This window comes from Paracoccus sp. (in: a-proteobacteria), assembly GCF_030538695.1.
Taxonomy (GTDB): domain Bacteria; phylum Pseudomonadota; class Alphaproteobacteria; order Rhodobacterales; family Rhodobacteraceae; genus Paracoccus.
This window is the reverse complement of record NZ_JAUNTN010000013.1, coordinates 46853-72042: the sequence shown is the minus strand read 5'-3', so window position 1 is coordinate 72042 and position 25190 is coordinate 46853. Positions and strand designations below refer to the sequence as shown.

Genomic DNA, 25190 nt, shown 5'->3' with positions numbered 1-25190 from the left:
CTATTCCTCTGTCTCGCCCTGCGGCGTGTCCTCGTCAGCCCGCCCCCGCGCCTGCGCCTTGCGCCGCGCCAGATTCGCCCGCAAGGCCGCCCGCAGCCGCTCCTCACGGCTGTTCGGGGCGTTCTTGCGTTTGGGCGCGGACTGATCGGTTGTTTCTTTATCCATGAAAGCCCTGTTAACGCTGGCAGGACGCGGGGTCCAGCACCGCTTTGTCATGTTTTTTGCAAAGACCTCTTGCGCCCTCCGGCAACTGGGGTTAAACGCCCCTCCACACCAACGCTGTGGTAGCTCAGTGGTAGAGCACTCCCTTGGTAAGGGAGAGGTCGAGAGTTCAATCCTCTCTCACAGCACCATTTCCCCTTTTGTTGAAATCACTGCGGTTTCCTGCCGGGCTGGCGATATTCCGCCGATTTGTGGCGTGAATGAAAACCGGGCTGTCCTGACGTAAAACTTTTACATCTCCGGGTCAGAGTTGCTGACAGCAGGTGCCAATGGCGCCAGATGACATTTGCAACCAGAAAGCCGGACGATGATAAACAAACTTCGCAGCGGCGTGGCCAGTCTGATGCGCCCGAACCTGTCAACCCTGCCCCTGAAAACCCTGCCGCAACCGCCGCAGCCAAAAAACAACAGCGGCACCGGCTCGGCCAACACCAACTCGGGCAGCACCACCTCAGGCACGTCCGGCAAAAGCCCCGCAGGTGGTTCCGGCTCGGTTGAGGGCGCAAAGGACGCGGCGCAGGGGATCGTGAGCGGTGCCAATATCCGCGAAGGTGTTGAAAAGCTGAACAGCGCCGGCGATACGCTGTCCATCCGCATGACCGGCGAGGCCAAGGTTCAGGGCAGCCTGAAATATGGCAAGGTTGGCATCAAAGGGCAGATGGGCGGGCAAACCACCATCACCCGCAACAGCGATGCGCCCGACAGCACCTATACCCTGCGTTACGATGCACAGTCGCTGTTGGCGGCCACCGGCGAAACCGGCACCGATGCGTTGGGACGCGGCAAGGGGGGCGCATCCGGTTCCCCCGGCGTCAATGTCAAGGCCGAGATCGGCGGGCAGATCTTTGATGTCGTCGAAATGACCTTTGACAACAAGGAGGACGCCATCCGCGCCGGTGAGGCCCTGCAACGGTTGCAAAATGCCGATATGGTCGATGATGCCATGGCAATGGTGGCGCAAAACGCGATCCCCTTCGCCGGATCGACGCTGTATCATGCGGCCAACGGCAGCGGCAGCAATCCGATCGCCAATCCGCTGCACAAGGACGGCACGCCCGGCTGGCTTGGCAAGACCGCCGCCGGGGTGACGCAGGAGGATATGGATTTCCTGCAAAGCCATGTGACCGCCTATGAAACCACCATCGGCAGCCGCAGCCGTCTGGCCGCCGAGGTCAAGGGGGATCTGAAAGTCCTGGAAGGCGCGCTGGAAGGGCGGCTGGACGAAAACCGCCGGATCACCCGCCGGGTGGAACTGCCGACCGCCGACAAGGACGGCAGCGTGACCTATTCCGTCAGCGGCGGGCTGCGCCTGTCAGCCAAGGAGCGCCTGAACCGCAAGACCGGCGGTTTCGGCGGGCTGACGCTGAAAGCCGACAACCGGCTGGAACTGGGTCAGGCCAATGTGACGGCCAGCCTGCATTACACCCTGCCGAAAGGCTCGACGCCCACAACTTCGGTTGGCGGACGCCCGCTCCCCGAGGCGGATGCGCTGTCCGGCAACACCCCGATGACGCTGGACAAGATCACGCTGCAAAACAATCTTGAGGTCCGCACGCAGGGTTTTGACGACATATCACGCGGCGATTCCGGGGTGCTGACCGAAACCCTGACCATCAACGACCCCGGCAAGCTGAAAGACGCCACAGAGCAGCTTTTTGCCGGAGACTTCAAGCAAGCCGCCGAAACCGCAGGGGCGCAGCTTGATCTGGAGCTGAAAACCATCGAACGCAGCGGCGTCGATATTCAGCCGGGGTTCAAACTGGATGCCGCCGTGGCCGACATCGAAGCCTCGGTTATTCTGGCGACGGGGGTTGATGACATCACCAGCACCCGAAAAGTTACCATCCAACCCGGCACCGAAGGCACCCCGGACAAGACCGAAACCCGCCTGCCCCCTGCCCCCGAAAATGACGGCAAGACCTATGCTGTGCAGCCCTATGTCGGCGCCCATATCCGCACCAGCCCCGAAGGCGAAAGCCTTGGCGTGGTGCAAAGCGGCAGCTTTCTGCGCGACGAAGGCAGCCGCCAGACCGATGCGCAGGGTCAGGAATGGATGCAGGTCAGCGGCACCGACAGCAAGGATGCACCGGTATCAGGCTGGGTGCGGGCGGATTTGCTGCAAGCCCATTCCTCGGCAACCGGTGCGATGGATGGCGAAGGCCGTATCAACCCGACCGCCGAATATAACCGCATGGACCGGATCACCGTTCAGCAAGATGACAATTTGTGGAATCTGGCGCAGGAACATGGCTGGGACTATCAGGAAACACTGGCCGCCAATCAGGACCACCTGATAAACCCATCACTGATCTTCAAAGGCGATACGGTCTATGTTCCCGGCAGCGCCCGTGGACCCGAACCCGAGGTCGTGACCATTCCCGGCGATCCCGGCACGCCTTCTGTCCAGACCGAATCCAGCGGCGATACCGGATCGGGGGTATTCGGTCCCTCGCAATCGCCCTCAATCAGCGGATCGGATCAGACCCCGCCGCCGGTCACATCAGACACACCCCCGGCCAACACGCCGACCCAACCGGGCGATATTCCGGGGCGCCGTGATCTGAATGGCATCCTGAACGATTATCAGGTCAGGGCCGATGACAGCACCCGAAACTGGCAGCCGTCGGTGGTAAACCCGCTGACGGAAGGGATCGTCAACGGGCTGGACGGCCTGCTTGACAAATTGCCCGGCGATTTCGACATGGCCAAGGCTCAGGACGCGATCAGGCAGCTCAAGCGCAGCGACATGCCCAAGACCGAGGCCGATATGCTGGACCGGCTGAATCCTGTTGACCAGTTGCGCTGGGCCTTGCTGACGAAAAACGTCATGGATGAGGCCCCCGGCGCGGTGGATCAGCCCGCAGGCTTCGCCGGTTCCTCGGCCGAATGGCAGAATGACGGCCACGTTGACGCCTATCGCCACGCGCTCTGGAATGCACGGATGACGCAGGCTTTCGGCGCAGAATGGGCCGCCAATTACGCCACCGCGCATGAGATGATCAACGGCAACCCCGCGCAGCGCGAGGCCATGGATCTGTATAACAACGAGGTCGGCCGCCAGATCGCGCTGGACAATCCCAACGCTTCGGATGCTGAATTGTCGCGGCTGGTAAAGCAGGCGTTGGATGATGGTCGGCTGGTGGTGATCGACCAGAATCTGAATCTGTCATGGTCGGATCAGGTTGCCGTCGGCGCGCATGGTCTGGTGCCAGAAGGCAGCCCACAGCATGAGGCTAACCCGGAGATGACACCCAAGCTGCAAAACACCGGCAGCTGAACAGATAAGGTGACGTAATGAAAAACATTCTGAAATGGGGGGCGCTGATCGCCATGACCTCTGTTGCGGGAACTGCCTTGGCCGAGACGGCTTTTGACACTGCACGTTGGACCTCGGTCGCGCATGATGCCGACGCCAGCGACCCGCGCTATGACATGATTGCCGATGCGATTGCCGCAATTCCGGCTGGCACCCCCCGCAAAAAGGTGCGTGCGATCTTGGGCGAAGCAGACGCCGATCACGACAGCGAATGGGTCTATTACGCTGGCACCACCCTGTTTGGCGGCGAATATATCCTGCTGGTGGTGACGTTTGATGGCGATGCTGTCAGCGATGTGAAACAGATCAGCCGCAGCGAAACCTATGTGCCACCGCAAAGCCGCGACCAGATGAAACCGGCTGGTTAAGCAGCCCGCAGCCTATCAGAAAAGAAAAGGCGCAGCCCGCAAGCTGCGCCTTTTTACCATCCTGAAACCTGCGGTCTTAATAGCCCTGCGTCATATAGCGATAGCTTTCCCAACTATGCATTTCGCCGGTCATTGCAGACCAGTTGTTCAGCCGCATCAACTGATTGGCTGCCGCCCCTGCCCCGGCTGAGGCACGGCGCTGGTTCGACAGGGCGATGACCTCGGCCAGCGGCTTATACATCGGCCCGGCAAAGGCACCGTTGCGGGTGAAATGCCGCAGGTCAGGGCTGGCGGGCTGTTCGCTTTTGGTCAGTTTCACGTCAACCGCAGCGATCCATTTCACCATGCTGTCGGTGCCTGTGACCTTGCGCACCAGGGATTTCGGCGGCATCGCGTCAATCTCGATCAGATCGGCGGCACGGATACGCTCGGCCTCGCTCAACTGGTCCCAATTCGCCTCGACCCCCTCGACCCAGGCTGCCATGCGGGTCGGCAGGACGCGGTTTACATCGTTCCCCTCCTGCGAATCCCAATAGGCGATAAGCTGCTGCGGATCGGAAGGCTTGCCCACCCGCGCCTTCAGCCGGGAATAGGCTTCCAGATCGCTGGCCGCCAGCCCGGTGCCGGGTTGCAGGACATAATGGAACGGATCAACCTCATTCCATGCGGTGACAAGACGCGAGGTCTCAGCCGCCCCCGATTCGGCGGCCAGCGTATAGATCAGATCACGCAGCAGGTCATAATTCATCCCGCGCGTGGCCCCATAGGCGCCATCCATCATCAGCCGGGCGCTTTGCTCGATTGCGGCGGGCAGGCGCTGCTGAACCTTTGGCTGACCGGCCCAAGCGTCGATCATCCGGGCCAGTTCGATCTCGGCGGCCGCCGGATCATATTCCGCGCCAATATGCTGATAGACGGGAATCAATGCCTGCGCGACGCTGGCCGCACGCTTGGTCGAGTCAGCCAGCGCCGGGGGGGCCAGCAAGATCAGGGCCACGGCAGTCAAAGAGCGAAAAGCGGTCATGCAAAACTCCGTCAGCATAAAGATAGGGTAACGCTGATCCCAAAGGTGCGGCAGTCGCGTGACAATCAGATGACGCCCTGCGGGTCGTGGTGAAAATCCGCCGGCGAAGGCCCCCAATCGGTGCTTTTCTGCCGACCGACAGGATTCACCAAATTGAAGCCGGACTGTCGCACAACTGTTAAAAATCTCGGCTTCACTCACGGGCAGGTGAACGACCATGACTGACCTGAACCGCGCCGCTGGCGCTGCCCTTTTGCGCAATATGCGGTGGCTGCCCGGCCTTGCGGCTCTTGGGCTGATCTCGGGGCTGGCCGTGCCCCCGTTGCGGGCGCAGGACGCCGGGCGCCTGATACTTGAACAGCCGTTTCCCTATACGGCCAAGGATGTGACGATACAGACCATGCTGCTTGAGATGGCACATAAAACCACGGTTCCGATCATCCCCGCTGCGGGGCTGTCCGGGCGTGCCGATCTTGAGAACAGCACCGGCAGCCTGCGCGACGCACTCGAGGATCTGTCCGGGCGCGGGCTGGCACTCTGGTGGTTCGACGGCGCCGCCATCCATGTCGAGCCGCCCGAAGCCATGACCAGCAAGCTGTTGCCGCTGCAAAACGTACCGATGGCCGATCTGCGCCGGGAGTTGCGGGCCGTCGGGCTGGACAGCCCGGAGTGGCCGCTGCTCGGCGCGCCAGATGCAGGCATCGCCCGGCTGGTCGCGCCGCAAGGTTATGTGCAGGCCGTCGAGGCCGTCATTTCGGCCATGGCCGCCCGCCAGCAGGCCCGCGGCCAATCCGGCCTGCCGCTGATTATCCGTGGTCCCGGTCGGTTGCGCGACCGGATCACCCCGCCTCCGGCCGTGCTTTCCGCACCAGTCCCCGGCGGCATGACAGACCAAGCACGAAAGGACCGCCCATGACCCGCCAACCCGCCAGCGCCGACCAGATCGACGACCTGCATCTGATGATGGCTGCGGCCATTCTCTGCGGCCAGCGGGGGACGGATGCGCCTTTGATGCCGATTTTCGACGCATGGGCGGACCAATATCCCGATGATGCGCTGGCCAATATCGGGCGCGGCCTGTTCATGATCGGTCACGGCAATCCCGAAGCCGGGGTCGAGATTATCTCGGATGCGGCCAACCGCGCCACCACCCGCGCTGAACAGGCGCGTGAGGTGCTGACCTCGCTGCGGGCCGATATGCCGGAACTGGCGGGTTAAGGCGGGGGGGTGCAGGTTATGGAACTGGATCGCGCCGATATGAAACTGCTGATCGAGGCCGGTTATTCCGGTGTCATGCGCGGCATTGACACCGATCTGACCCCGATTTTCCAAGCGATTGCCGACTGGATGCCGCAATATGCGGCGGGCCGGATCGGTCTGGCGATGCAAACCATGGTCCGCGGCGATTTCGCCGGGGCTGACCAGATGCTGACGGCGATTGTCGCCTCGGATATGGAAGGCCGGACCGAAGCACAGGCCATTCTGGCCATGTGCAAGGCGTTGCAGAACCAACATCAGGATGCCCGCGAGATCGCGCAGGAACTGGAAGGCACCGGCGGCTATGCCGAGGGCTTTACCGATGCGCTGGTCAATGGCGGGCCAGAAACCACGCAAGGCTATCAGGGGCTTGCGCTGGAGGCCGAGACGACGCCCGTGCGTCACGGCGATCATGGTTAAGCGGGCATTTTCACTGGCATGGAGATATGAAGATGGGACTGTTTAGTGGAATTGGTAAAGCCCTTGGGGGCATCGGTAAGGCGCTTGGCGGCATCGGCAAGATAGCCAAGGCGCTTGGCGGCATCCTGAACTCGCCGCTGGGCGGGCTTCTGAAGATGGTGTTCCCGCCGCTTGGCATGGCCTCGGGCGTACTGAACTTTGCCGGCATGATGGGCAGCCTGGCCGGCGGGATCGGCGGAGGCAAGAACTACTGATCCTTGCGGGCGGAAGGCGGCTTTCCGGTCGCCAGCAACGCCGACCGCCTTCCCCCGCACCCCACCCGACAGACGAACAGAAAGCACAAGGATTTCCGGCCCATGAGCGCCCAAACTGAAACCGCCGAAAGGACCACCGGCCCCGCGAAGGACATCGCGGCGGCGCTGCGTGCGATCCTGCGCCGCCGGATGGCGCGCACGGCGGCCGGGGCGCGGTTGCGGGCCAACCCCTTCCGCCGCCTTGCAGCGGCGGTCGCACGCGGACCGCGCGTGAAACGGTCCCGGCCTGACCAGCCGGGGCGGCTCTCCCTGACTATCGACATGCCATTCGGACCCTTCAGCCTGTCGGCGCTTGGCCTTGGCCTTGCGGGCGGCGGCGGTGGCAGCCCCGGATGGCAGGCGATGGTCACGACAAGCAGCACAGCGGCACAAAGGAACGCGATATGGTAACTTCGGTCACGGCAATGGGAAATGCGGCGGCCCCGGCCCTGCAAAGCGGCACGGAACAGCCAATGCTGAGCGATCTGGCGCAACACGCGCTGAAGGGTCTCGGCAAGATGCATATGGATTTCGCCGCCAGCGCCCAAACCATTCAGACGCAGGTCGCGCCCCCCGCCGGTGCAGGCCCCGCGACGGACATGGCCCAGCAGGTGCGGGCGCTGCAAGACAGCTATCACACCGCCTTGCAGGTCCAGCACCAGATCATGCAGTTTTCGATGGCAACGTCGATTTCTCAGACGCTTGGCAACAATCTCAACAGCTTTCTGAAGGGCGCATAAGGCCGTCGGGCCGCGATGCACCACCGAGGACAGCCAGCCCGCGACCTGCCGGGTTTGGATTTCCAATATGACCCTGACCCATACCCGCCGCCTTGCGGCCATGCTTTGCCTGACCCTTGCCCTTACCGCCTGCAAAGCCAATCTTTACACGGGCCTGACCGAACATGAGGCAAACGAGATGGTCGCCGCGCTGATTGGCGCGGGCATCCCGGCCTCGAAAAGCGGCAGCGCCAACAGCATCAGCGTCAGCGTGGATGAGGCCCGCTTTGCCGATGCAATGGCGGTCCTGAATGCGCGCGGCCTGCCCGCCCGGCAATATGCCAGCATGGGCGATGTGTTCAAAAAGGAAGGTCTGGTCAGCTCGCCAACCGAGGAACGCGCCCGGCTGATCTATGCGCTCAGCCAGGAGTTATCCCGCACGATTGCCGAGATCGACGGGGTGCTGTCGGCCCGCATCCATGTCGTGCTGCCGCAATCGGATATGCTGGGGCGGGATGTGAAACCTTCGTCAGCCTCGGTTTTCGTGCGCTATGCGGCCGGGTCCGATGTGGAAAACTACAGCGCGCAGATCAAGCTGCTGGTCGCAAATTCGATCGAAGGGCTGCTTTACGACAATATCACCGTGGTGATGGTTCCCGCGACCGAAACCGCCCCCACGCAAAGCAACGCTCCGGCACTGAGCGAAGTGCTTGGCGTCTGGGTTCATCCGGCCAGCGCCAGCCGGTTATGGGCAATGTTTGGCGGGTTGGCGGCGCTGGCACTGGCGGGATTTGGGCTGGCGGGCTGGCCGATGCTTCGGGCGCGGTTGGCGCAGCGTCGTGATACAGGCTTTGACAGTCCGGGCGAGGGTCAGCCATGAGCCGCCCCGGTGCCGATCTGGTGCAGGTCGCGCGCGACCGAGTGGCGCTGAACAACCGACGCGGTGCGCAACGGCTGGCGGGAGTGGCGCCCCTGGGGCGGGTCGCCGGGCGTTTGGCACATGGTCTGCCGCTTCTGCCGGATGACCTCGACATGCAGGCCCCGGCTCTGGTCTTGCTGCTGTTGCCGCCGCAGCAAGCAGGCGAGGTTCTGGAAGCGGCTGCCGCGGCGCTGGTCGGGCATGATCTGGCACAGGCCATCACCCCCGAATCGCGGGCAGCCCAAGCCGGGCTGGTCAGCGATCAGGCCCGCCGCTTTGCACTCCACCATCGGCATCTGTCCGCACCACCTGCGGGCGAGCCTCTGCCTGAGCGGCTGGAACTGGCACAATCGCAGATCAGGGCGGCATGGCTTGGTGCCTTGCCCGCCCCGCTGGCGCAAGAGTTCGGCGCCAGCGTCCCGCTTACGGATACGCCCGTTCTGGATGCACCTGCTCAGCCACAGCCACAGCCCCCGGCACGCCGCCGTCAGCCGCTCTTGCGCCGCCGCAAGCCGCAGGTTCTGCCGCTGACGCAGCCACGGCACGCCAGCGCAGACCGCCCGCAGGCGGCGCTGGATGCGGCAATGGACGCCTTTGGACAAAGGGGCAAACCATGACCGACCGCAGCCCCCGCATCCTGCGTCGTGACGAGGTTGGCCGTCTGCGACAGGCCGATTCGATCTTGCATGATGCCGAACAGCACCGGCTTGCCAGCCGCGAACAGGTGGAAAAGCTGGAACGCGACGTGCTGTCCGAGGCCCGCAACCGCGCCTTCCGTGAATCGGCCCGCACCGCCGCCCGCGTTCTGGCCGAGGCCGAGGCCGCCGCGCAGCGTCGCCTGACCGCGCTGGAGCCTGAACTCGCCCGGCTGGTCGCCATGACCGTGCGCCGGATCATTGGCGAGGTCGAACCGCATGAAGCCGCCTATCGCGCCGCGTTGACGGCCCTGCGACAGATGCGCGACCACCGGCGCGGGCGCATCTTTGCCGCGCCCGACAGCGTGATGGCGGTGGAACGCGCGGTGAATGATCTGGACGGAGATGGACCGGAAATCATTGGGCTGCACCGCGACCCGGCGCTGGAACCCGGTCGCGCGGTGCTGACCAGCGATCACGGCAGTGCTGAAATTGGTCTGGCGGCGCTGACCGATCAGGCTCTGCGCGCGTGGGAACCGCTGCCCACCGCACCTGCCGGTAATCCGAAAGGGGACGAATGATGCCCGCGTTGCCGGATGACAGCCTTGCCGCCAGCCTGCGCGCCCGCGCCAGCCGGGTTGCAGCGGTCGAGCTGCGCGGGCGGGTCACGCGGATTTCCGGCTGCGTCATTCATGCTCATCTGGCCGATGGCCGCATCGGTGAGGAATGTCTGCTGCGTGATCCCGTCAGCCGCGTTGAAATGAGTGCCGAGATCATCGGTTTCGATGGCGAACAGGCGATTCTGGCCCCGGCGGGGGACATGCGCGGCCTGTCGGGCCGGACCGAGGTGATCCCGACCGGGGCCGAGCCGCGCGGCCCGTCAGGCATGGCCCTGCTGGGGCGGGTGATCGACGCCTTTGGCAACCCGCTGGACGGCGGCGCCCCGATTGCCCGCGACACGCCTTTGCAGGCCGACCCGCCCGCGCCGCTGGATCGCCCGGTGATCGACGCGCCTTTCGTCACCGGCTTACGGGCCATCGACGGGATGCTGACCATGGGGCAAGGTCAGCGCATCGGTATTTTCGGCGCTGCGGGGGTCGGCAAATCAACGTTGCTGTCACAGATCATCCGCGGGGCCGAGGCCGACGCCATTGTGCTTGGCCTGATTGGCGAGCGTGGCCGCGAGGTGGCCGAGTTTCTGGAACGCGACCTTGGCCCCGAAGGCCGTTACCGGGCTGCGGTTGTGGTGGCAACCTCGGACCGGCCCGCCACCGAACGGTTGCGCGCGGCCCTGACCGCCACCGCCGCCGCCGAGGCATTTCGGGCGCAGGGGATGCGGGTTCTGCTGCTGATCGACAGCGCCACCCGCGTCGCCCGCGCTTTGCGTGAAATCGGCCTTTCCGCAGGGGAACCGCCGGTGCGGCGCGGCTTTCCGCCCTCGGTCTTTGCGCAGCTTCCCCGGCTGGTCGAACGTCCGGGCCGCACCCGCGAAGGGGCCGTCACCGCCATCTATACCGTTCTGGTCGAAGGCGACGACGATGCAGCCGACCCGGTGGCCGATGAAATGCGCAGCCTGCTCGATGGCCATATCATCCTGTCGCGTGATCTGGCTGCTGCCGGGCATTACCCGGCGATTGATGTGCTGCGCTCGAAAAGCCGGGTCATGTCGGCGGTTGCCCCGCGCGAACAGATCGCCGCCAGCCAGACGGTTCTGGCCCGGCTGGCCAAGCTGGAAGACATTTCCATCCTGCTGCAAGTCGGGGAATATCAGCCCGGCGCGGATGCGCTGGCCGATGCCGCCATCGCCAGCCGTCCCGCAACCGAGGCGTTCCTGCGGCAGTCCACCGATGACCGTAGCACACTGGCCGAAACCCGCGCCGCGCTGGCGGCGCTTGGGGGGCTGGCATGAGCCTGACGCAAATCACCCGTCGCCTGTCGCAAACCGATGCGCTGATCCGGCTGGCCGGGCTGCGCCGCGACCTTGCCCTGCGCGGCGTTGCCCGCGCCCGCACGGCGCTGGCCGATGCGGTTGCCGCCCGTGACGCGGCGCGAGCGCAGGCCGATGCACTGGCGCAGGAACAGGCCGCGCGGCGGGTGGCGTTGCGCAATCCGATGCTGGGGTCTGCGCAATTGCGCGGCGCGCTGGACAGCGTGCTGACCACCTTTGCCGCTGACCGCGAGCGCGAAGCACAGGCCGAAGCCGCAGTCGCCGAAGCCGCCCGCAGAATCGACGATGCCCGCGCCGCGCTGGATCAGGCCCGTGCTGCGCTGGCCGCAACCGAGAAGGTGCTGGACAAGCGCCACCGCTTGCGACTGCCCTTGGCCGAAACCCGGCAACGGCTGCGCGAACAGGCCGACGAGGCCGAGGCCGCAGAATGTCATTATCCCAAGGAGGGGGTGCGTAATGACCCATTCAGACAACAGCATGGCACAACCGGCCTTGGGTCTTGACCTGCGGCGGGCCTCTTTTCCCGGCCTCGCCCCGGCCCCTCAGGCGACGGCGCGGCCCGTCGCGCTGAACCACCGACAGGCCAGCCTGCGCAATGCGCTGTGCCGCCGTCATGCACCGTTGGTTATCGCCTGTGCTTCCGGGCGGGTGCAGGCGCTGATCGGGCCACCGCGCCCGGAGGCCGCAGACAGCCTGTGGCTGGCACTGGAAATTGACGGCGAGGCCGCCGCGCTTTCCCTGCCCCCATCGCTGCTGCGACGGCTGTGCGGACAGGCGCTTGATGCCGCAGCACCCGCAGATGCCGCGCTGTTGCTGGAAGATGCCCTCGCGGACTGGCTGGACGCGGCCGAGGCGCTGACCGGACTGTCGCTGCGCTTTCTTGGGCTTGGTCCGCATCTGCCGATCCCTGACGCCATCAGCGTTGCGCTGGTCATCGAAACGCCGCCCCCGGCAGCCCGCGCCATTCTGGCGCTGCGCCTGTCACCTGCGGCAGCGGAACGGCTGGCGGCGGCGATGCGCCGCTGGCAATTACCGCACCCGGAACTGGCAGGCATGATGCTGCGCATCGCCATCGAGATGGACAGCCTGCGCCTGTCTCTGGCCGAATTGCAAAGCCTGCGCCCCGGCGATGCGCTGCTGCTTGAGGCTGACCCAACCCCCGGTGCGCTGCGGGTGGTCGTGGAAAACCGGCTGATCGCACCTGTGATGGCGGAACCCAACGACATACCCGCCGCCGCCCCGGATACTGCACGGCGCTGGCGGATGCTGGCCGCTCTGACCCCGCGCCGCCCGCAACAATCCACGCCCCTGCCCGCCAATCTGCACGAGGACCGCATGACCACCGACAACACCCCCCTGCCCAACGACGCCGAGCAGCAGCCTGCCACCCCTGCCCCTGTTTCAGCAGAAAGCCCGGCAGCAGCACCTCCGCAGGCTCCTGCGCTTGAGGCGCTGGAAATGCGGCTGTCCTTTCGCATCGGTGAGGCGCTGATGCCGCTGGCCGATCTGCGCACCGCCGGTCCCGGCACCATCGTCACGCTGGACAGGCCCGAAGGCGCGCTGATCGACATTGTGGTCAACGGTCAGGTCATTGGTCAGGGCGAGATCATTACCGTAGCCGGGCAAAAAGCCTGCGAGATCCGCCGCATCTTTGGCGAAGGCTGACGGGCGGCACTCATGGACAGCCCCTTTCCCCTGCTGATCGCCGCCACCGGGCTGATGATCGTCCCCTTTGTCGTCGTCAGCCTGACTGCCTTTGTGAAAATCGCGGTTGTGCTGTTTCTGGTGCGTTCGGCGCTGGGGGTGCAGCAGACGCCGCCCAATCTGGTGCTGTATGGCGTCACCATCGTGCTGACCGGCTATGTGATGTCGCCGGTGATGGTGGCATCTTACGCCGCAGTTGCCGATCAGGGAAGCGGGCTTTCGGCCCTGTCCGATCCGGCGCAATGGCCCGAGATGATCCAGCGCGGGCTGGAGCCGGTGCGGGCCTTTCTGACCCGGTTCACCACCCCCGAGGATCGCGCCTTTTTCCTGCAAGCCGCGCAAGAAATGCACGCAGGCGGCACCGTAACACCGGGCGAATCCGACCTGTTTATTCTGGCCCCGGCCTTTGTGACCGCCGAACTGACCCGCGCCTTTGAAATCGGCGTGCTGCTGTATCTGCCCTTTATCGTGATCGACCTTGTGATCACCAATATCCTGACCGCCATGGGCATGATGATGGTGTCGCCCATGGTGATCTCGCTGCCGTTCAAGCTGTTGCTGTTCGTGGCCGTTGATGGCTGGTCGCGGCTGACACATGGGTTGGTCATGTCCTATGTGGGGGCCGCCTGATGGTGCTGTATGAGGCGCTCAATCACGCGCTGGTTCTGGTGATGCAGCTTTCCCTGCCGGTTATCATTGCCGCCACCGCGGTCGGGCTGCTGATCGGGCTGATTCAGGCGCTGACCCAGATTCAGGACCAGACCCTGCCCCACGCGGTCAAGCTGGTGGCGGTGGCAATCACGATCATGGTGCTTGGCGCGGCGCTGACCAGCCAGCTTGTCGGCTTTGCCGATGATGTGTTTTCGCGCATTGCAGGCAGCGGGCGCTGATGTGGCCCGCGCCGCTACCCGAATCGCTGCCCCTGCTGGAGCGACTGACCGCGCCGGATCAGATGGGGCATATGCTGATCCTGCTGGTTCTGGTGGCCGCCCGGCCTCTGGGGTTCATTGCCCTGCAACCGATCTTTGGCCGCTTCAAACTGAACACCGGCTATCTGCGCGGAGCGGTGATCGTCGCCATGTGCTGCCCGGTGCTGCCGGGCGCTCTGGCAACGCTGGCCGCTGACCCCGGACTTGCCAGCCCTGATCGCATCCCCGGCCTGATCGCACGGGAACTGGTGGTTGGCGCGCTGATGGGGCTGCTGACCGGGCTGCCGTTTTGGGCGGCACAGACCGCTGGCGACCTGATCGACCAGCAACGCAGCGCCAGCATGGCCAATCTGATCGACCCCGGCGCGGGCGGAGAAGCCTCGGTCAGCGGCACCTTTCTGATGCTGGTCTGTCTGTTGGTGCTTGCGGCCTCAGGGGCGCTGACGCAGGCGCTGTTCGGCCCGCTGCTGCGCAGTTACGCGGTGATCGGCCTGTTCCAGCCGTTGCCTCCGGTCGATGCGCGGCTGGCGGGTCAGGTGCTGGCGCTGCTGGATCACCTGCTGCGCAGCGGCGTGCTGCTGGCGCTGCCGGTGGTGGTGCCGCTGCTGCTGACGGAAATCGCCATCGTGGTCGCAACCAAATACATGCCGCAACTGAATGCGATGTTCCTGTCCATGTCGGTGAAACAGGGGGTCCACGTTCTGCTGATGCTGCTGGGAGCGGTCATGCTGGCCGGCTATGCCGTCACGCTGCTGTCCAGCCCGGCGCTTGGTCCCGAAGCCCTGCGCGGCTTTTTCCCCAAGGCCACCCCATGAGCGGCGTTTCATCCGAAGAAAAGACCTTGCCACCCAGCCGCCAAAAACTGAAAAAAGCGCGGCAAAAAGGTCAGGTCGTCACCTCACGCGAGGCGCTGGCCTCGGTCAGCACGCTGGCGGTGCTGCTGTATCTGTTCGCAAGGCGTCATGCGATCTGGCACGATCTGACGCAACTGTTCACCGTCACCCCGCCGCAGGATCTGCCGTTTTGGCCCTATCTTGCGGCGCAGGCGCGGCTGGCGCTGGATCTGGCCATCGGTCTGGTCGCGCCGGTGATTGTGATGGTCATTGTGCTGGTGGTGCTGATGGGTATGGCGGTGTCGGGCGGGCCGCTGTTTTCGACCCATCCGCTGATTCCTGATTTCAACAAGCTGAACCCGGCCAAGGGATTCAAAAAGCTGTTCGGCCGCGCGGCATGGGTCAAGTTCCTGATGCACCTGATTCGGGTCTGCGCCGTGGGGGCGCTGCTGTTTGTCATGCTGCGCGGCCAGATCGGGGCGCTGTTGCCCACGCCGCCCTGCGGTCTGGACTGCGCGGGCCGTGTCGTCGACAATATTCTGATGCCGCTGCTGGTCGGGCTGACCGCCATTCTGACTCTTGCGGCGCTGCTGGATTACATGGTCAGCCGGTTCGAGTTCATGCGTGAACAGCGCATGTCCATCACCGAGTTAAAGCGCGAGTTCAAGGAACAGGACGGCGACCCGCTGATGAAAGGGCAACTGAGCCAGACCCGGCGCGATATGGTCGAACGCCCTGCCGGCATGGCGCAGGCCACCGCGATTATCCGCGACGGCAACCGCAACGCAGTCGCGATTCGCTGGGTTCAGGATGACATGCCCGCGCCCTTGCTGGTGATGCGGATGCGCGGTGCCGAGGCGATCAGCCGCGCCATCAGCACCCGCCGCGATCTGCGGGTGAGTTGGGACAGCGCGGCGGTCAAGGCTCTGACTGGCAAGGCGGTCGGTGATTATATCACCGACGATGATCAGATCACCGCCATTGCCTCGCACCTGCAATAGCCCCACACTTGCCCGCAAACGCAAAAGGCCCCACCAGACGGCAGGGCCTTTCATCAGCGGACAGGCAGGTATCAGAACCGATAGGACGAGTTGCCCCAGCCCCACTGGTTCTGATTACTGAACAAGCTGTTGGCCAGCGTGCTGAAGCTGGTCATCATCAACATCTGCATGGTGTTGCGCGAGGCATCCGCATAGGCGCTTTGGCCCGCATAATCGCGGTTGTGGTGACGGAAAGTCGTGTCCCAAAGGGCATCGACCTCATAGCTGGTGATCGCGGTTTTATCGCCACGGGCAACGATATTGCCGTGAATATCCTCAATCGCGCCGCCACCCTGCGCACCGGCAAAGCTGTCGCCGTTGCGGGCTTTGCCGTCGCCGTCAAAGGTCTGGCCGATCAGACCATGCGGACGGACGCCATCGGCAATCGCGTTATCGGTCTTGATGTCCATGTTGATATGGTCGCCCTTGGTCTGGAAGTTGACCTCCCATTCCCCTTTCTTGACGATCACATCCTTGCCGCGCTTTTCAGCATAACCGCCATCACGCAGTTGAACGCGCTGGCCGTCTTTCAGTTCTTGCCCGTTGACCACGGCTTTGCCGGTCTTGGACACGTTGATATAGTTGGAACCAGCGGTAATGCCGACCTCGCCAACCACGGTCTGTTTGGGGTCGTTACGCCACTGGTCAAAGCGACCGTTCATCTGGAAACCTTTGTCCGACAGCAGGTTATAGGTCTTGCCCGCCTGCCCCTGAACGTCGAACTTGCCACCATCGGCACCGATGAAATGCGGGTCGCCCCAGATGCGCGCCTTGCCCGCAATCGGGGCAGCGTCCGAAGACACCAGGCCAGCATTGCTCGTCGAGCCAGACCCGACCATCACGCCGGTAAAGCTGTTGCTCGTGTTCGTGTTGCGCGCAGCGCCGCCGCCGATCATCTCGGACAGGCCCTGGAACACATCGGCCAGCCCCTGAAGCATCGTGGCCAGATTGTTGCCACCATTCTGCACGCCGTTGTTATTCAACCCGATTGGCTGCGGCATCATCACGCGCGGCATCTGCATCGTGAGAATTGAAAGGAAGTTCATAGCATACACCCCTCTTGCCCCCAAAGATGGGGCTTGTGTGTGATTCACGTCGCCAGCGCCTCCAGCCTGCCGCCAGATTGCGTCAGAAATATGACGCAAGGCGGATTTCCGCACGGCACCCGGCCCATTCCGGCGGCTTTTCGCAAGTGGACAAAATGCTGCGGTGGCGTCGCCAAACTTTGCCGAATCCTTCACTGAACTGTCACAGTCCACCGCCAGTCTGCCCCCTGGACGAAGCGGGTGTGACCCGCGACTAAGGAGGTTTCGATGTCCGATCGCAATATCGAGATCGTCGAGCTGGACCGGCGCCTGGCGAATGACCCCGACGGGGCAGAGCTGCGGCGTCTGACGGAACGGCTTACGGTGGGTAAAGGGCGTGTGACCATGGAAATGGGTCGTGGGGTCAGCACAGACGAGTATGCCCGGCTGTCCCTTCTCGCTCAGGCGTATGATGCTGGCATCGACGCGCTGCCGAAGCTGTGGGCAACTATCAACGAAGACCAAACCTCAACCTGATAATGGAGAAGAATCATGGCTGACGTCGGTGCATCTCTCGCTGAAATGAAGTCCATGCAGCAGGAAGCCCTGCGCACTCAAACCGAAATCAACAAGCAATCGTTGATGTTCAACACCGCTATGGCGGCGAAGGACGCTTCGAAAAAAGCTTGGGACAAGGTGAACGGCTGATCGCCCTTTTAAAAGGGCGTGGCGGTGTCGCGCCCTTTTTCCTTTCGGTTGCCGCAGGTTCTGCGGCGGGTCTGCAACGTCGCATAAGGGGGGATGCTGCAATGACCGATACATTCCTGTTGACGGTGCTGACAGGACCACATGCCGGCGCGTCAGCGGCGTTGAAGGGTGGACGCTGCCGAATTGGCGGCGGCCCTGATGATGACATTATTCTGGAGGGTGTTCCTGCCGGAGCGATGACCGTTACGCTGAAAGACCAGCGCCTGCGGATGCAGGCGCGGGGCGCGGGCATAAGCCTGATGGGCGGGTGCCATGCGCAGACCTTGCCGGACGGGCAGGCCCGGATTGGAACGCTGCCGGCAATGCTGCGGCTGACGCAGGACACCACCATTGCCATCAGCCGCACCCGGCCCGATATGGCCAGCCGGATGCCCCTGCGCATGGCGGTGCTGCTGGCCGCGGTGACGCTTGGCACCGGACTGCTGATCGGCGTGCAGATACCGCCCGGCGCAGCACGGCTGCCGGGGCTGGAGGCACAGGCTGCACGGCTTGATGCCATCCCTCATCCCCCGATACAGGCGGCAACCGGAACCGCGCCGCCACAGATAACCGCAGGGGCGTTGCAGGCAACCTCGCCGCGGCTGACCGCCTGTATCGGCACCTGCCAGAGCGACGCTGCCGAGGCCCTGCGCATCAGACTGGCAGCAGCCGGGCTGGAGGGGTTGCACGTCGCCCCCAGCGACGGCGTGCTGCGGGTGTCGGGGGTGATGCCCGCAGACAAGGCCCCCCATTGGCGCGAGCTGCGCAGCCAGTTCGAGACCGATTTTGGCCGCAGCCTGCCGCTGATCGTCGATATTGCCAATGGTGCCGATGCGCCCGCGCTGGCGGTGGCCTCGGTCTGGCTTGGCGGCCACCCGGAGCTGCGCACCAAGACAGGCCAAACCCTGCGCGAAGGCGACCGCACCGCCGATGGCTGGACCGTGAACCGCATCACCTCGGGCCGCATCAGCCTCAGCCGCGACACGCGGCAGGTTGATATTCGCTATTAAGAACAAGGACGCCCCGCGTTGAAACCCACCCTACCCCCGCAAACAACACGACCGCAACCGGCATTGCGCCCGCAATCTGCAACCGGGCTGGTGCAGACCCCGGCCAGCGCACGCCGCCAGCCGGTTGCCCCGATGGCGCAGCCCGAGATCAAACCCCGCGACGATCAGCAGGCGGGGGATGCGCCCCTGCGTGGGTTGGATACGATGATGCAGGACAGCCTTGGCCGTGCTGAACTGCCCCCCACCATCGAACTGGTCGCGGCGCTGGAGGCCGCCCATCGCTTTGCGCCGATGGCGGATCGTGCGGTGCCGGGGCTTGGGCGTCTGGTCGCCGCCGTGATCGAGGATGAGCGGCACAAGCTGGCCCGCGTTCTTGACCTTGGCAGCCAGTAACCCGGTGGACCGATTAACGACGTGACTGCTTATTCCCCTCAGCCTCAGCCCCCGGCCAAACGTGCCGAAACCGTGCCCGCCGCTGCCGCGCAAGAGGTGCTGGACGGGTTGCGGGCCTATCCTGAATTGCAAGAGGCCGCCGCCAGCGCATCGGACGTGCTGGCCGATGCTGATACGGCCCGGCATGGGCGTCATCTGGCGGCGCTGGCACTGGTCTATCTGCGCCATGCCGATGCCGCACGGGCTATGGTTCTGGCGCTGGCAGCCATGGCAATGGGCGATCTGCGCCCGCAAACCGTGCTGCTGGTGGCCGAGGCGCTGCTGCGGGCTGGTGATCCGCGTCAGGCGCTGGCGGTGCTGAGCCGCTTTGACCAGCCCGAGCAACATCTGGACAGCCCGCCACAGTCCGCGCATCTGGCGGCCCGTCATTATCTGACCGCCCGCGTGTATGAGCGTCTTGGCGACCGTCAGGCCGCGCGGGCCGCACTGGATCATGCGCTGGAACTGGCACCGCCGGACCCCGAGACGCCTGCAACGGATATTCTGCCATGAATCTTCTGGCCCATATGCTGCGGCGCATCGCCATGCGGCAGGATCTGGCGCTGATCCTGCTGCTGGTGCTGATTGTCTTTATGATTATCCTGCCGCTGCCAACATGGCTGCTGGATGTTCTGATCGGCACGAATATGTCGTTGTCGATCCTGATTCTGATTGTTGCCGTTTACCTGCGCAACCCGACCAGCTTTTCCACCCTGCCCGCGATCCTGCTGTTTGCGACGCTGTTCCGACTGGCCATCAGCATCTCGACCACGCGGATGATCCTGCTGCAAGCCGATGCCGGGCAGATCGTCGAGACCTTCGGCACTTTTGTGCTTGGCGGTTCGCTTGTGGTCGGAATCGTGGTGTTTCTGATTATCACCATCGTGCAGTTCATCGTCATCACCAAAGGCGCCGAGCGGGTAGCCGAGGTCAGCGCCCGGTTCTCGCTGGATGCGCTGCCGGGGCGGCAAATGTCTATCGACAGCGACATGCGCGCCGGTGAAATCGACATGGCCGAAGCCCGCCGCCGCCGCGAAGGGCTGCAACTGGAATCCGAGTTTTACGGCTCGATGGACGGCGCGATGAAATTCGTCAAAGGCGATGCCATCGCCGGGCTGATTATCATTGCGGTGAACATCCTTGGCGGGCTTGGCGTCGGCGTCGGCCAAAACGGGATGCCCTTTGGCGAGGCGCTGAACCGTTATTCCGTGCTGACCGTAGGGGATGGCATGGTCAGCCAGATCCCGGCGCTGCTGATGGCGATTGCCTCGGGTGTGGTCATCACCCGGATTACCCATTCGGAATCGCTTGATCTTGGCCGTGATATTGCCACGCAGATCGGAACCAGCCCCCGCGCCATGCAGGTGGCGGGGCTGGTCATGGTGGGCTTTGCCTTTATCCCCGGTTTTCCAACGCTGACCTTTCTGGCGCTGGCGGCGCTGATCGGCGGCTCGGGCCTGTGGATCGCGCGACAGGTGCGGCTAAGGGCCGATGAGGGCGATCCGTTGGGTGAGGACAGCCCAACCGCTGTTGGTCGCACCGACCTGATGATGGTGCCGATGTCACCGATTCAACTGACCGTCGGCACCGAGGTCGCGCAAGGGTTGCAGCGTGGGGCCTTTGACCGCGCTGCCCTGCGCGAACGCACCCGGCTGTTCGAGGAATTGGGCGTGCCTTTTCCGCGTCTGCAATTGTCCAGCGACCCGGAACTGCCCACCGACCGCTGGCAATTGCGGGTCGAGAATGTGCCGGTGGCCGAAGGGGCCATCCCTCCTGCCCGCCTGCGCTTGCTGGATCAGCCTGATGCTGCGCGTATCCTTGGCCTGAACCTGACCAATGCACCGCTATCGGCCGCCGAGCAGCAAAGCTGGTGGGCCGATCCCGAAACCGCCCCGGCGCTGCGCAAGGCCGGGGTCCGGTTCCAGACCGCCGAACAGGCGCTGGCCGCCATCGCCACCGCCCGCCTGCCCCGCCACGCTGCCGAATTCCTGGGGGTGCAAGAGGTCGGCGCGCTGCTGGGGGCAATGGAAAGCCGCTATGAAAGCCTTGTGACCGAGGCGCAAAAAGCCCTTCCCGTGCAGAAGATCGCCGCCATCATGCGTCGTCTGGTCGAAGAAGAAATCCCCGTGCGCAACCTGCGCATCATGCTGGAAACCATCGTGGAATGGGCGCCGCGTGAAAAGGATACCGACCTGCTGGCGGAATATGTCCGCGCCGCGCTGGCCCGGCAGATCAGCCATAAATATGCTGATACCGACCGCATGATTGCCGCCTATGTGATCGAGGCCGACATTGAGGAGGCCATTCGCGGTGCAATCCGGCAGGCCCCGTCCGGCGTCTATCTGGCGCTGGAGGCACAGCAATCCCGCCGCCTTCTGGATGTTATGAAATCTGCCATGGGCGATTTATCGGATCACAGCCGGATGCCGGTTTTCATCGCGGCCATGGATGTGCGCCGCTTTCTGCGCCGCTTTCTGACCAATCACGACATGGACCTGCCCGTTCTGTCCCATAAAGAAGTCGCCCCGAACTATAAGGTTCAACCTCTTGCCATGATGTCGATTCAATGACCGCTACGTTTCTTCGCCAATTCGCCCTGTCCGCGCTGCTGGTTCTGATTCTTGCTCTGAGCGCCGCCGCCAATACCGTGCTGAATCTGACCGAGGGTGAGGGCCGCGCCTTTAACCTGCCCGAAGGCGCAGCAAATGTCTTTGTGGCCGATCCCATGGTGGCTGATGTTCAGGCATCCTCGCCCACCTCGATCTATATTACCGGCGTATCGCAGGGACGCACGAATATCATCGTGCGTGATATGCAGGACCGCACCATGATCGACTTTGCCGTCACCGTCCGGCGCGGCACCGGGCGGGTAGAGTCGCTGCTTGGTCCAGGGCTGTCCTTGCACGATCAGGGCGACGCCGTGGTGATTTCGGGACAAGCGCAGGACATTGGCGCAGCACGCTCGGCCAGTGCGGTGCGCAGCGCGCTGGAGGCGCAAGACGTGCCAGTTATAGACAACAGCACCTACGCCGGGGCCACGCAGGTTTCCCTACGCGTCCGCTTTGTCGAGGCGTCCCGCAGCGACCTGCGCCGGGTTGGCGTCGATCTGGCGGCTTTAGGTCGCTCGGCTGGCGGGCCGCTGCGGGTGGTGACAGGGCTTGGCGACCCAACCGGGTTTCTGGATGGCGGCGCGATCAGCGGTCCCGCCGCCGGAGGACGCGCCACCGCCGGCAGCTTTACCATCGATACGCTGATCGACGCGCTGGAACAACGCGGCGTGGTGCAAATCCTGTCCGAGCCGACACTGACTACCGTTTCCGGCCAGACCGCCAGTTTCCGCGCTGGCGGAGAGTTCGCCTATCCGATCAATCAGGGCGACGGGGTGATTTCGGCAGCGTTCAAGGAATACGGGGTGTCGATCGACTTTACCCCGACCATCCTGCCCGGCAACCGCATCGCGGTCCACGTCCGCCCTGAAGTCAGCTTTGTGGACAAGACCAACTCAGTTTCCGTGGACGGGTTTCAGGTTCCGGGGGTCTCGGTTCGTCGCGCCGACACCATCGTTGAGGTCGGCAGCGGCCAAAGTTTCGCCATCGCCGGTCTTTATGAGCAGTTTTCCGAAAGCAGCAGCAGCGGCGTGCCGGGGATGAGCCGAATTTTTGGTCGCAATTCGCGCACCCGCAGCGAGCGTGAGCTGATGATTTTCATTACCCCCTATCTGGCCGGTGCGCAGGATGCGACCGAAGCCCGTAGCCAACGCCCGGCACCGCAACGCTCTGTCGGATTTATCACCAGATGAGACCCCCGATGACCCGCCATCTTGTTTTCATGTCTGTTCTGCTGCTGGCCGGATGCAATGACCCCTTCATTCAGGAGGGCAATGTGATCCGCCGCGCCGCTGATCCGGCCTATGCCTATGATGATTTTGGCCGGGTGCAGGCGGTTGCCTGTAATATCGCGCAGCCATCGGGCTATTCATCGGCACCCTCGGCTTGTCAGCGCGATGTGGTTTTTGCCCGACAGATCGCCCGCCCTTCGGATCTGGTGGACCCACGCAACCCCGGCCCGGCCCCGGCAGGTCCGGTTGGTCGCGCGGCGGATCGCTATATCGGCGGAACGGCGGCAAGCCTGCCAGCCGGCAGCACCAGCCGTTATCCCTCTCGTGGGGCGGTGATCTACCCGACAACCCCGGCTGATCCTTATTACGGCGGCTGATTTCTGTCAGCTTGCCAGAACGGTAAAAGCACGCATCCCCTGAGTCCGCGCCCGACGGCCAACGGCCAGAATCTCGCTAATCTCGGACGGGTCCATGCCGCGCTGTTCCGCATCGGAACGTGCATTGCCATCATAGCCGGTGATTCCGCCGACAAGAATCATATTGCGGATATGGCGGTGCTGTGCATCCGGTGCAAAGGCCACCGCGCGGGAAATTGCATAAGCCTGCGGATCACGCGACAGCGCCGCGACCAGCGCGATATTGCTGCGCACATCCAGATCGCGCGGGTTCAGCGCCTGCGCCACATCCAGATGCGCCCGCGCCTCTGCCAACTGGCCAAGCCCGGCCAGCGCACCCGAGCGCAACAACAGCACATCAACATCACCGCCGCCTGCCTGATTGCTGGATTGCAGCGCCCCGGCATAATCACCAAGCGCAAGCTGCGCCCGGCCATAGCCAAGCACCAAATCGCGCTGGCCGGGGCTGACGATCAGCGCTTCACGATAGGCCCCCATGCTTTCGGTCCAGAACCCTTGATCGGCATAAATCTTGCCGATTTCAGCCAGAACCTTTGTATCATTCGGCCGGGTCCGCAATTCCGCCTTGAGCATCCCAACCCGCTGCGCAGCGGTTGTGGTCACGGTTTCCGACATGCCGAAATTGGGATCGGTGCAGGCCGTCAATGCCAAAACCGCCCCCCCGGCGATCATAAAGCGAAAACAATGGGGCGTATTAAGATAAATCTTGCGGGTCATGGCTCAGCCTATCGTCGTCAAAACACGCACCATAAGGCGCAGCGATAAGCTGCATGAAAACTGGGTGACATTCAAGTAAAGAGGTGGGTTTAGCGGAGATTTTTAAGCTCCCATCGGAAGCATCCTCAGCGGCGCAATCGGCAGCAACGCAATCTTCTTGTCGCTCGACCACCAAGATAGGTTAACATCTGCCCATCAAGGCTGATACGATAGCGGGACCGCATCCCATATATCGTCTGGGAACTCCTCAGGGCGAATGTCACCCTTCACCACGCCAACGATAAATTGCCCAAAAGTGACGCCTTCCAGTTTGCGGACATCTTCTTCATGTCCCCAAATAGCAAAAGCCCACTGCTCAAGTGGCAGGTCACGGTCAATGACCCAACCCAAATAATCCCCGTTATCCGTTCGACCTCCCATCAACATACTGCCACTCTCGGGATAGTTGGGATGGATCAGTTGTGTAGGATGGTGCCGCTTTAATATTGCATAGGCTTCACTGGCGCTGATTGTTGCATGAGGAAGTAAAGACGTGTTGTTTTCCGATGTAGGTGAGAACATATAAAAAAGCTACCGATATACCCTTTTCCCCAAATGTTCACATACTCCTTGAAATCGGCTGGATATTTTATACCCATTTCCCGTTCCAACTCCGCCCAATCCTTAGGCGACGTGCCACCCCGGCGATCTTCCAACGCGGGAGGCGGCATGATTTGAGAAAGCTCAACGATCCAATCTATATGCTTTCTCGCCCAAAATATGCCACGGGTTTGAGACAAGACTTCCCTTAACCGTTCCACAATTCCTGCGGCCACATCAAACACTCCTGTTAAGGATGATACGACAGCGGAACCGTATCCCATATATCATCCGGGAACTCCTCGGGGCGAATATCACCCTTCACCACACCAACGATAAACTGTCCAAAACTGACGCCTTCCAGCTTGCGAATATCCTCTTCATCATCCCAAATGGCAACAGACCATTGTTCAGGCGGCAGGTCATGGTCAATAATCCACCCCAAATAATCCCCGTTATCCGTCCGCCCCCCCATCAACATGCTGCCATTCTCGGGGTAGTTTGGATAATGAAAATATTTCGGGTTGTGTAACTTCAAGATTGCATAAGCTTCACTGGCGCTGGTCGAGGCGTGAGGAAGAAGGGATGCGCTTGTATCTGATGTTGGTGAGAACATATAAAAAAATTGTCCGATATATCCCTTACCCCAAATATTTACATATTCCTTGAAATCGGCCGGATACCCGATCCCCATTTCTTGCTCTAACTTCCTCCAATCTTCCAGCGACGTTCCGCCCCGGCGATCTTCCAACGCTGGAGGCGGCATGATTTGAGAAAGTTCAGCCATCCAGTCCATAGA

The 25190-nt window shown here is 63.1% G+C and carries 32 protein-coding genes and 1 tRNA gene; 27 read left to right on the top strand and 6 right to left on the bottom strand.

The window, feature by feature from the left end:
* Entirely contained in the window at positions 1–165 is a 165-nt protein-coding gene (locus Q4G24_RS08965) for a hypothetical protein (RefSeq protein ID WP_303366178.1), read from the bottom strand.
* Between the two features lie 113 nt (positions 166–278).
* Between Q4G24_RS08965 and Q4G24_RS08960 the strand changes: the two genes are divergently transcribed.
* The 3 genes from Q4G24_RS08960 to Q4G24_RS08950 all read left to right on the top strand — a co-directional run bounded on the left by Q4G24_RS08960 (position 279) and on the right by Q4G24_RS08950 (position 3906).
* Positions 279–353: transfer RNA gene (locus Q4G24_RS08960), tRNA-Thr, on the top strand.
* A gap of 176 nt (positions 354–529) precedes the next feature.
* Positions 530–3499, top strand: a complete 2970-nt coding sequence (locus tag Q4G24_RS08955) for a LysM peptidoglycan-binding domain-containing protein (protein ID WP_303366177.1) — start codon at positions 530–532, stop codon at positions 3497–3499.
* A gap of 17 nt (positions 3500–3516) precedes the next feature.
* Entirely contained in the window at positions 3517–3906 is a 390-nt protein-coding gene (locus Q4G24_RS08950; protein WP_303366176.1) for a hypothetical protein, read from the top strand.
* Positions 3907–3982: 76 nt separating this feature from the next.
* On the opposite strand, the gene Q4G24_RS08945 is transcribed toward Q4G24_RS08950, so the two are convergent.
* A complete protein-coding gene (locus Q4G24_RS08945) occupies positions 3983–4930 on the bottom strand; it encodes a hypothetical protein (RefSeq protein ID WP_303366175.1) in 948 nt (315 codons plus the stop codon).
* Between the two features lie 217 nt (positions 4931–5147).
* On the opposite strand from Q4G24_RS08945, the gene Q4G24_RS08940 reads away from it, so the two are divergent.
* The 16 genes from Q4G24_RS08940 (at position 5148) to Q4G24_RS08865 (ending at position 15588) form a co-directional block, all read left to right on the top strand.
* On the top strand, positions 5148–5846 hold the full coding sequence (locus Q4G24_RS08940; protein ID WP_303366174.1) for a hypothetical protein: 699 nt from the start codon (positions 5148–5150) through the stop codon (positions 5844–5846).
* On the top strand, positions 5843–6148 hold the full coding sequence (locus Q4G24_RS08935; protein ID WP_303366173.1) for a hypothetical protein: 306 nt from the start codon (positions 5843–5845) through the stop codon (positions 6146–6148). Before Q4G24_RS08940 ends, Q4G24_RS08935 begins: the two co-directional genes overlap by 4 nt.
* 18 nt (positions 6149–6166) lie before the next feature.
* Complete coding sequence (locus tag Q4G24_RS08930) at positions 6167–6607, top strand: hypothetical protein (RefSeq protein ID WP_303366172.1); 441 nt, start codon at positions 6167–6169, stop codon at positions 6605–6607.
* A gap of 32 nt (positions 6608–6639) precedes the next feature.
* Positions 6640–6861, top strand: a complete 222-nt coding sequence (locus Q4G24_RS08925) for a hypothetical protein (protein ID WP_303366171.1) — start codon at positions 6640–6642, stop codon at positions 6859–6861.
* A gap of 102 nt (positions 6862–6963) precedes the next feature.
* A complete protein-coding gene (locus Q4G24_RS08920; protein ID WP_303366170.1) occupies positions 6964–7311 on the top strand; it encodes a hypothetical protein in 348 nt (115 codons plus the stop codon).
* Positions 7305–7640, top strand: a complete 336-nt coding sequence (locus Q4G24_RS08915) for a hypothetical protein (protein WP_303366169.1) — start codon at positions 7305–7307, stop codon at positions 7638–7640. The genes Q4G24_RS08920 and Q4G24_RS08915 overlap by 7 nt, the downstream gene beginning before the upstream one ends.
* 67 nt (positions 7641–7707) lie before the next feature.
* On the top strand, positions 7708–8499 hold the full coding sequence (sctJ, locus tag Q4G24_RS08910) for a type III secretion system inner membrane ring lipoprotein SctJ (protein ID WP_303366168.1): 792 nt from the start codon (positions 7708–7710) through the stop codon (positions 8497–8499).
* A complete protein-coding gene (locus tag Q4G24_RS08905) occupies positions 8496–9155 on the top strand; it encodes a hypothetical protein (RefSeq protein ID WP_303366167.1) in 660 nt (219 codons plus the stop codon). Before sctJ ends, Q4G24_RS08905 begins: the two co-directional genes overlap by 4 nt.
* A complete protein-coding gene (locus Q4G24_RS08900) occupies positions 9152–9754 on the top strand; it encodes a hypothetical protein (RefSeq protein ID WP_303366166.1) in 603 nt (200 codons plus the stop codon). The genes Q4G24_RS08905 and Q4G24_RS08900 overlap by 4 nt, the downstream gene beginning before the upstream one ends.
* Positions 9751–11082 (top strand): FliI/YscN family ATPase, encoded by a 1332-nt coding sequence (locus tag Q4G24_RS08895; protein ID WP_303366165.1) that lies wholly within the window; start codon positions 9751–9753, stop codon positions 11080–11082. The genes Q4G24_RS08900 and Q4G24_RS08895 overlap by 4 nt, the downstream gene beginning before the upstream one ends.
* Entirely contained in the window at positions 11079–11624 is a 546-nt protein-coding gene (locus Q4G24_RS08890) for a YscO family type III secretion system apparatus protein (protein WP_303366164.1), read from the top strand. Before Q4G24_RS08895 ends, Q4G24_RS08890 begins: the two co-directional genes overlap by 4 nt.
* Positions 11578–12786, top strand: coding sequence for a FliM/FliN family flagellar motor switch protein (locus tag Q4G24_RS08885; protein ID WP_303366163.1), 1209 nt, complete (start codon positions 11578–11580; stop codon positions 12784–12786). The genes Q4G24_RS08890 and Q4G24_RS08885 overlap by 47 nt, the downstream gene beginning before the upstream one ends.
* Before the next feature lie 12 nt (positions 12787–12798).
* Positions 12799–13455, top strand: coding sequence for a type III secretion system export apparatus subunit SctR (sctR, locus tag Q4G24_RS08880; protein ID WP_303366162.1), 657 nt, complete (start codon positions 12799–12801; stop codon positions 13453–13455).
* Positions 13455–13715, top strand: coding sequence for a type III secretion system export apparatus subunit SctS (sctS, locus tag Q4G24_RS08875; RefSeq protein WP_303366161.1), 261 nt, complete (start codon positions 13455–13457; stop codon positions 13713–13715). The genes sctR and sctS overlap by 1 nt, the downstream gene beginning before the upstream one ends.
* The gene (locus Q4G24_RS08870; RefSeq protein ID WP_303366160.1) at positions 13715–14569 is read left to right on the top strand and encodes an EscT/YscT/HrcT family type III secretion system export apparatus protein; all 855 of its coding nucleotides are present in this window, start codon (positions 13715–13717) and stop codon (positions 14567–14569) included. Before sctS ends, Q4G24_RS08870 begins: the two co-directional genes overlap by 1 nt.
* Positions 14566–15588, top strand: a complete 1023-nt coding sequence (locus Q4G24_RS08865; protein ID WP_303366159.1) for an EscU/YscU/HrcU family type III secretion system export apparatus switch protein — start codon at positions 14566–14568, stop codon at positions 15586–15588. Before Q4G24_RS08870 ends, Q4G24_RS08865 begins: the two co-directional genes overlap by 4 nt.
* A gap of 71 nt (positions 15589–15659) precedes the next feature.
* Here Q4G24_RS08865 and Q4G24_RS08860 read toward each other — a convergent pair whose 3' ends face one another.
* Positions 15660–16673, bottom strand: coding sequence for a hypothetical protein (locus tag Q4G24_RS08860; RefSeq protein ID WP_303366158.1), 1014 nt, complete (start codon positions 16671–16673; stop codon positions 15660–15662).
* 267 nt (positions 16674–16940) lie between these two features.
* Between Q4G24_RS08860 and Q4G24_RS08855 the strand changes: the two genes are divergently transcribed.
* The 8 genes from Q4G24_RS08855 to Q4G24_RS08820 all read left to right on the top strand — a co-directional run bounded on the left by Q4G24_RS08855 (position 16941) and on the right by Q4G24_RS08820 (position 23056).
* Entirely contained in the window at positions 16941–17189 is a 249-nt protein-coding gene (locus Q4G24_RS08855; RefSeq protein ID WP_303366157.1) for an EscE/YscE/SsaE family type III secretion system needle protein co-chaperone, read from the top strand.
* A 15-nt stretch (positions 17190–17204) separates the two neighbouring features.
* Positions 17205–17360, top strand: a complete 156-nt coding sequence (locus Q4G24_RS08850) for a hypothetical protein (protein ID WP_303366156.1) — start codon at positions 17205–17207, stop codon at positions 17358–17360.
* A 101-nt stretch (positions 17361–17461) separates the two neighbouring features.
* On the top strand, positions 17462–18409 hold the full coding sequence (locus Q4G24_RS08845) for a hypothetical protein (RefSeq protein WP_303366155.1): 948 nt from the start codon (positions 17462–17464) through the stop codon (positions 18407–18409).
* Between the two features lie 63 nt (positions 18410–18472).
* The gene (locus Q4G24_RS08840) at positions 18473–18802 is read left to right on the top strand and encodes a hypothetical protein (protein WP_303366154.1); all 330 of its coding nucleotides are present in this window, start codon (positions 18473–18475) and stop codon (positions 18800–18802) included.
* Positions 18803–18823: 21 nt separating this feature from the next.
* Complete coding sequence (locus Q4G24_RS08835) at positions 18824–19354, top strand: hypothetical protein (protein ID WP_303366153.1); 531 nt, start codon at positions 18824–18826, stop codon at positions 19352–19354.
* Positions 19351–21411 carry a type III secretion system export apparatus subunit SctV gene (gene sctV, locus Q4G24_RS08830; RefSeq protein ID WP_303366152.1) on the top strand — a complete coding sequence of 687 codons (2061 nt, stop codon included), beginning with the start codon at positions 19351–19353 and terminating at the stop codon, positions 21409–21411. The genes Q4G24_RS08835 and sctV overlap by 4 nt, the downstream gene beginning before the upstream one ends.
* Positions 21408–22640, top strand: a complete 1233-nt coding sequence (locus tag Q4G24_RS08825) for a type II and III secretion system protein family protein (protein ID WP_303366151.1) — start codon at positions 21408–21410, stop codon at positions 22638–22640. Before sctV ends, Q4G24_RS08825 begins: the two co-directional genes overlap by 4 nt.
* 8 nt (positions 22641–22648) lie before the next feature.
* The gene (locus tag Q4G24_RS08820) at positions 22649–23056 is read left to right on the top strand and encodes a hypothetical protein (protein WP_303366150.1); all 408 of its coding nucleotides are present in this window, start codon (positions 22649–22651) and stop codon (positions 23054–23056) included.
* Positions 23057–23062: 6 nt separating this feature from the next.
* On the opposite strand, the gene Q4G24_RS08815 is transcribed toward Q4G24_RS08820, so the two are convergent.
* The 3 genes from Q4G24_RS08815 to Q4G24_RS08805 all read right to left on the bottom strand — a co-directional run bounded on the left by Q4G24_RS08815 (position 23063) and on the right by Q4G24_RS08805 (position 25187).
* A complete protein-coding gene (locus Q4G24_RS08815; RefSeq protein WP_303366149.1) occupies positions 23063–23812 on the bottom strand; it encodes a hypothetical protein in 750 nt (249 codons plus the stop codon).
* Between the two features lie 195 nt (positions 23813–24007).
* A complete protein-coding gene (locus tag Q4G24_RS08810; protein WP_303366148.1) occupies positions 24008–24373 on the bottom strand; it encodes a hypothetical protein in 366 nt (121 codons plus the stop codon).
* 268 nt (positions 24374–24641) lie between these two features.
* Positions 24642–25187 carry an SMI1/KNR4 family protein gene (locus Q4G24_RS08805; RefSeq protein WP_303366147.1) on the bottom strand — a complete coding sequence of 182 codons (546 nt, stop codon included), beginning with the start codon at positions 25185–25187 and terminating at the stop codon, positions 24642–24644.
* Positions 25188–25190 lie beyond the last annotated feature (3 nt).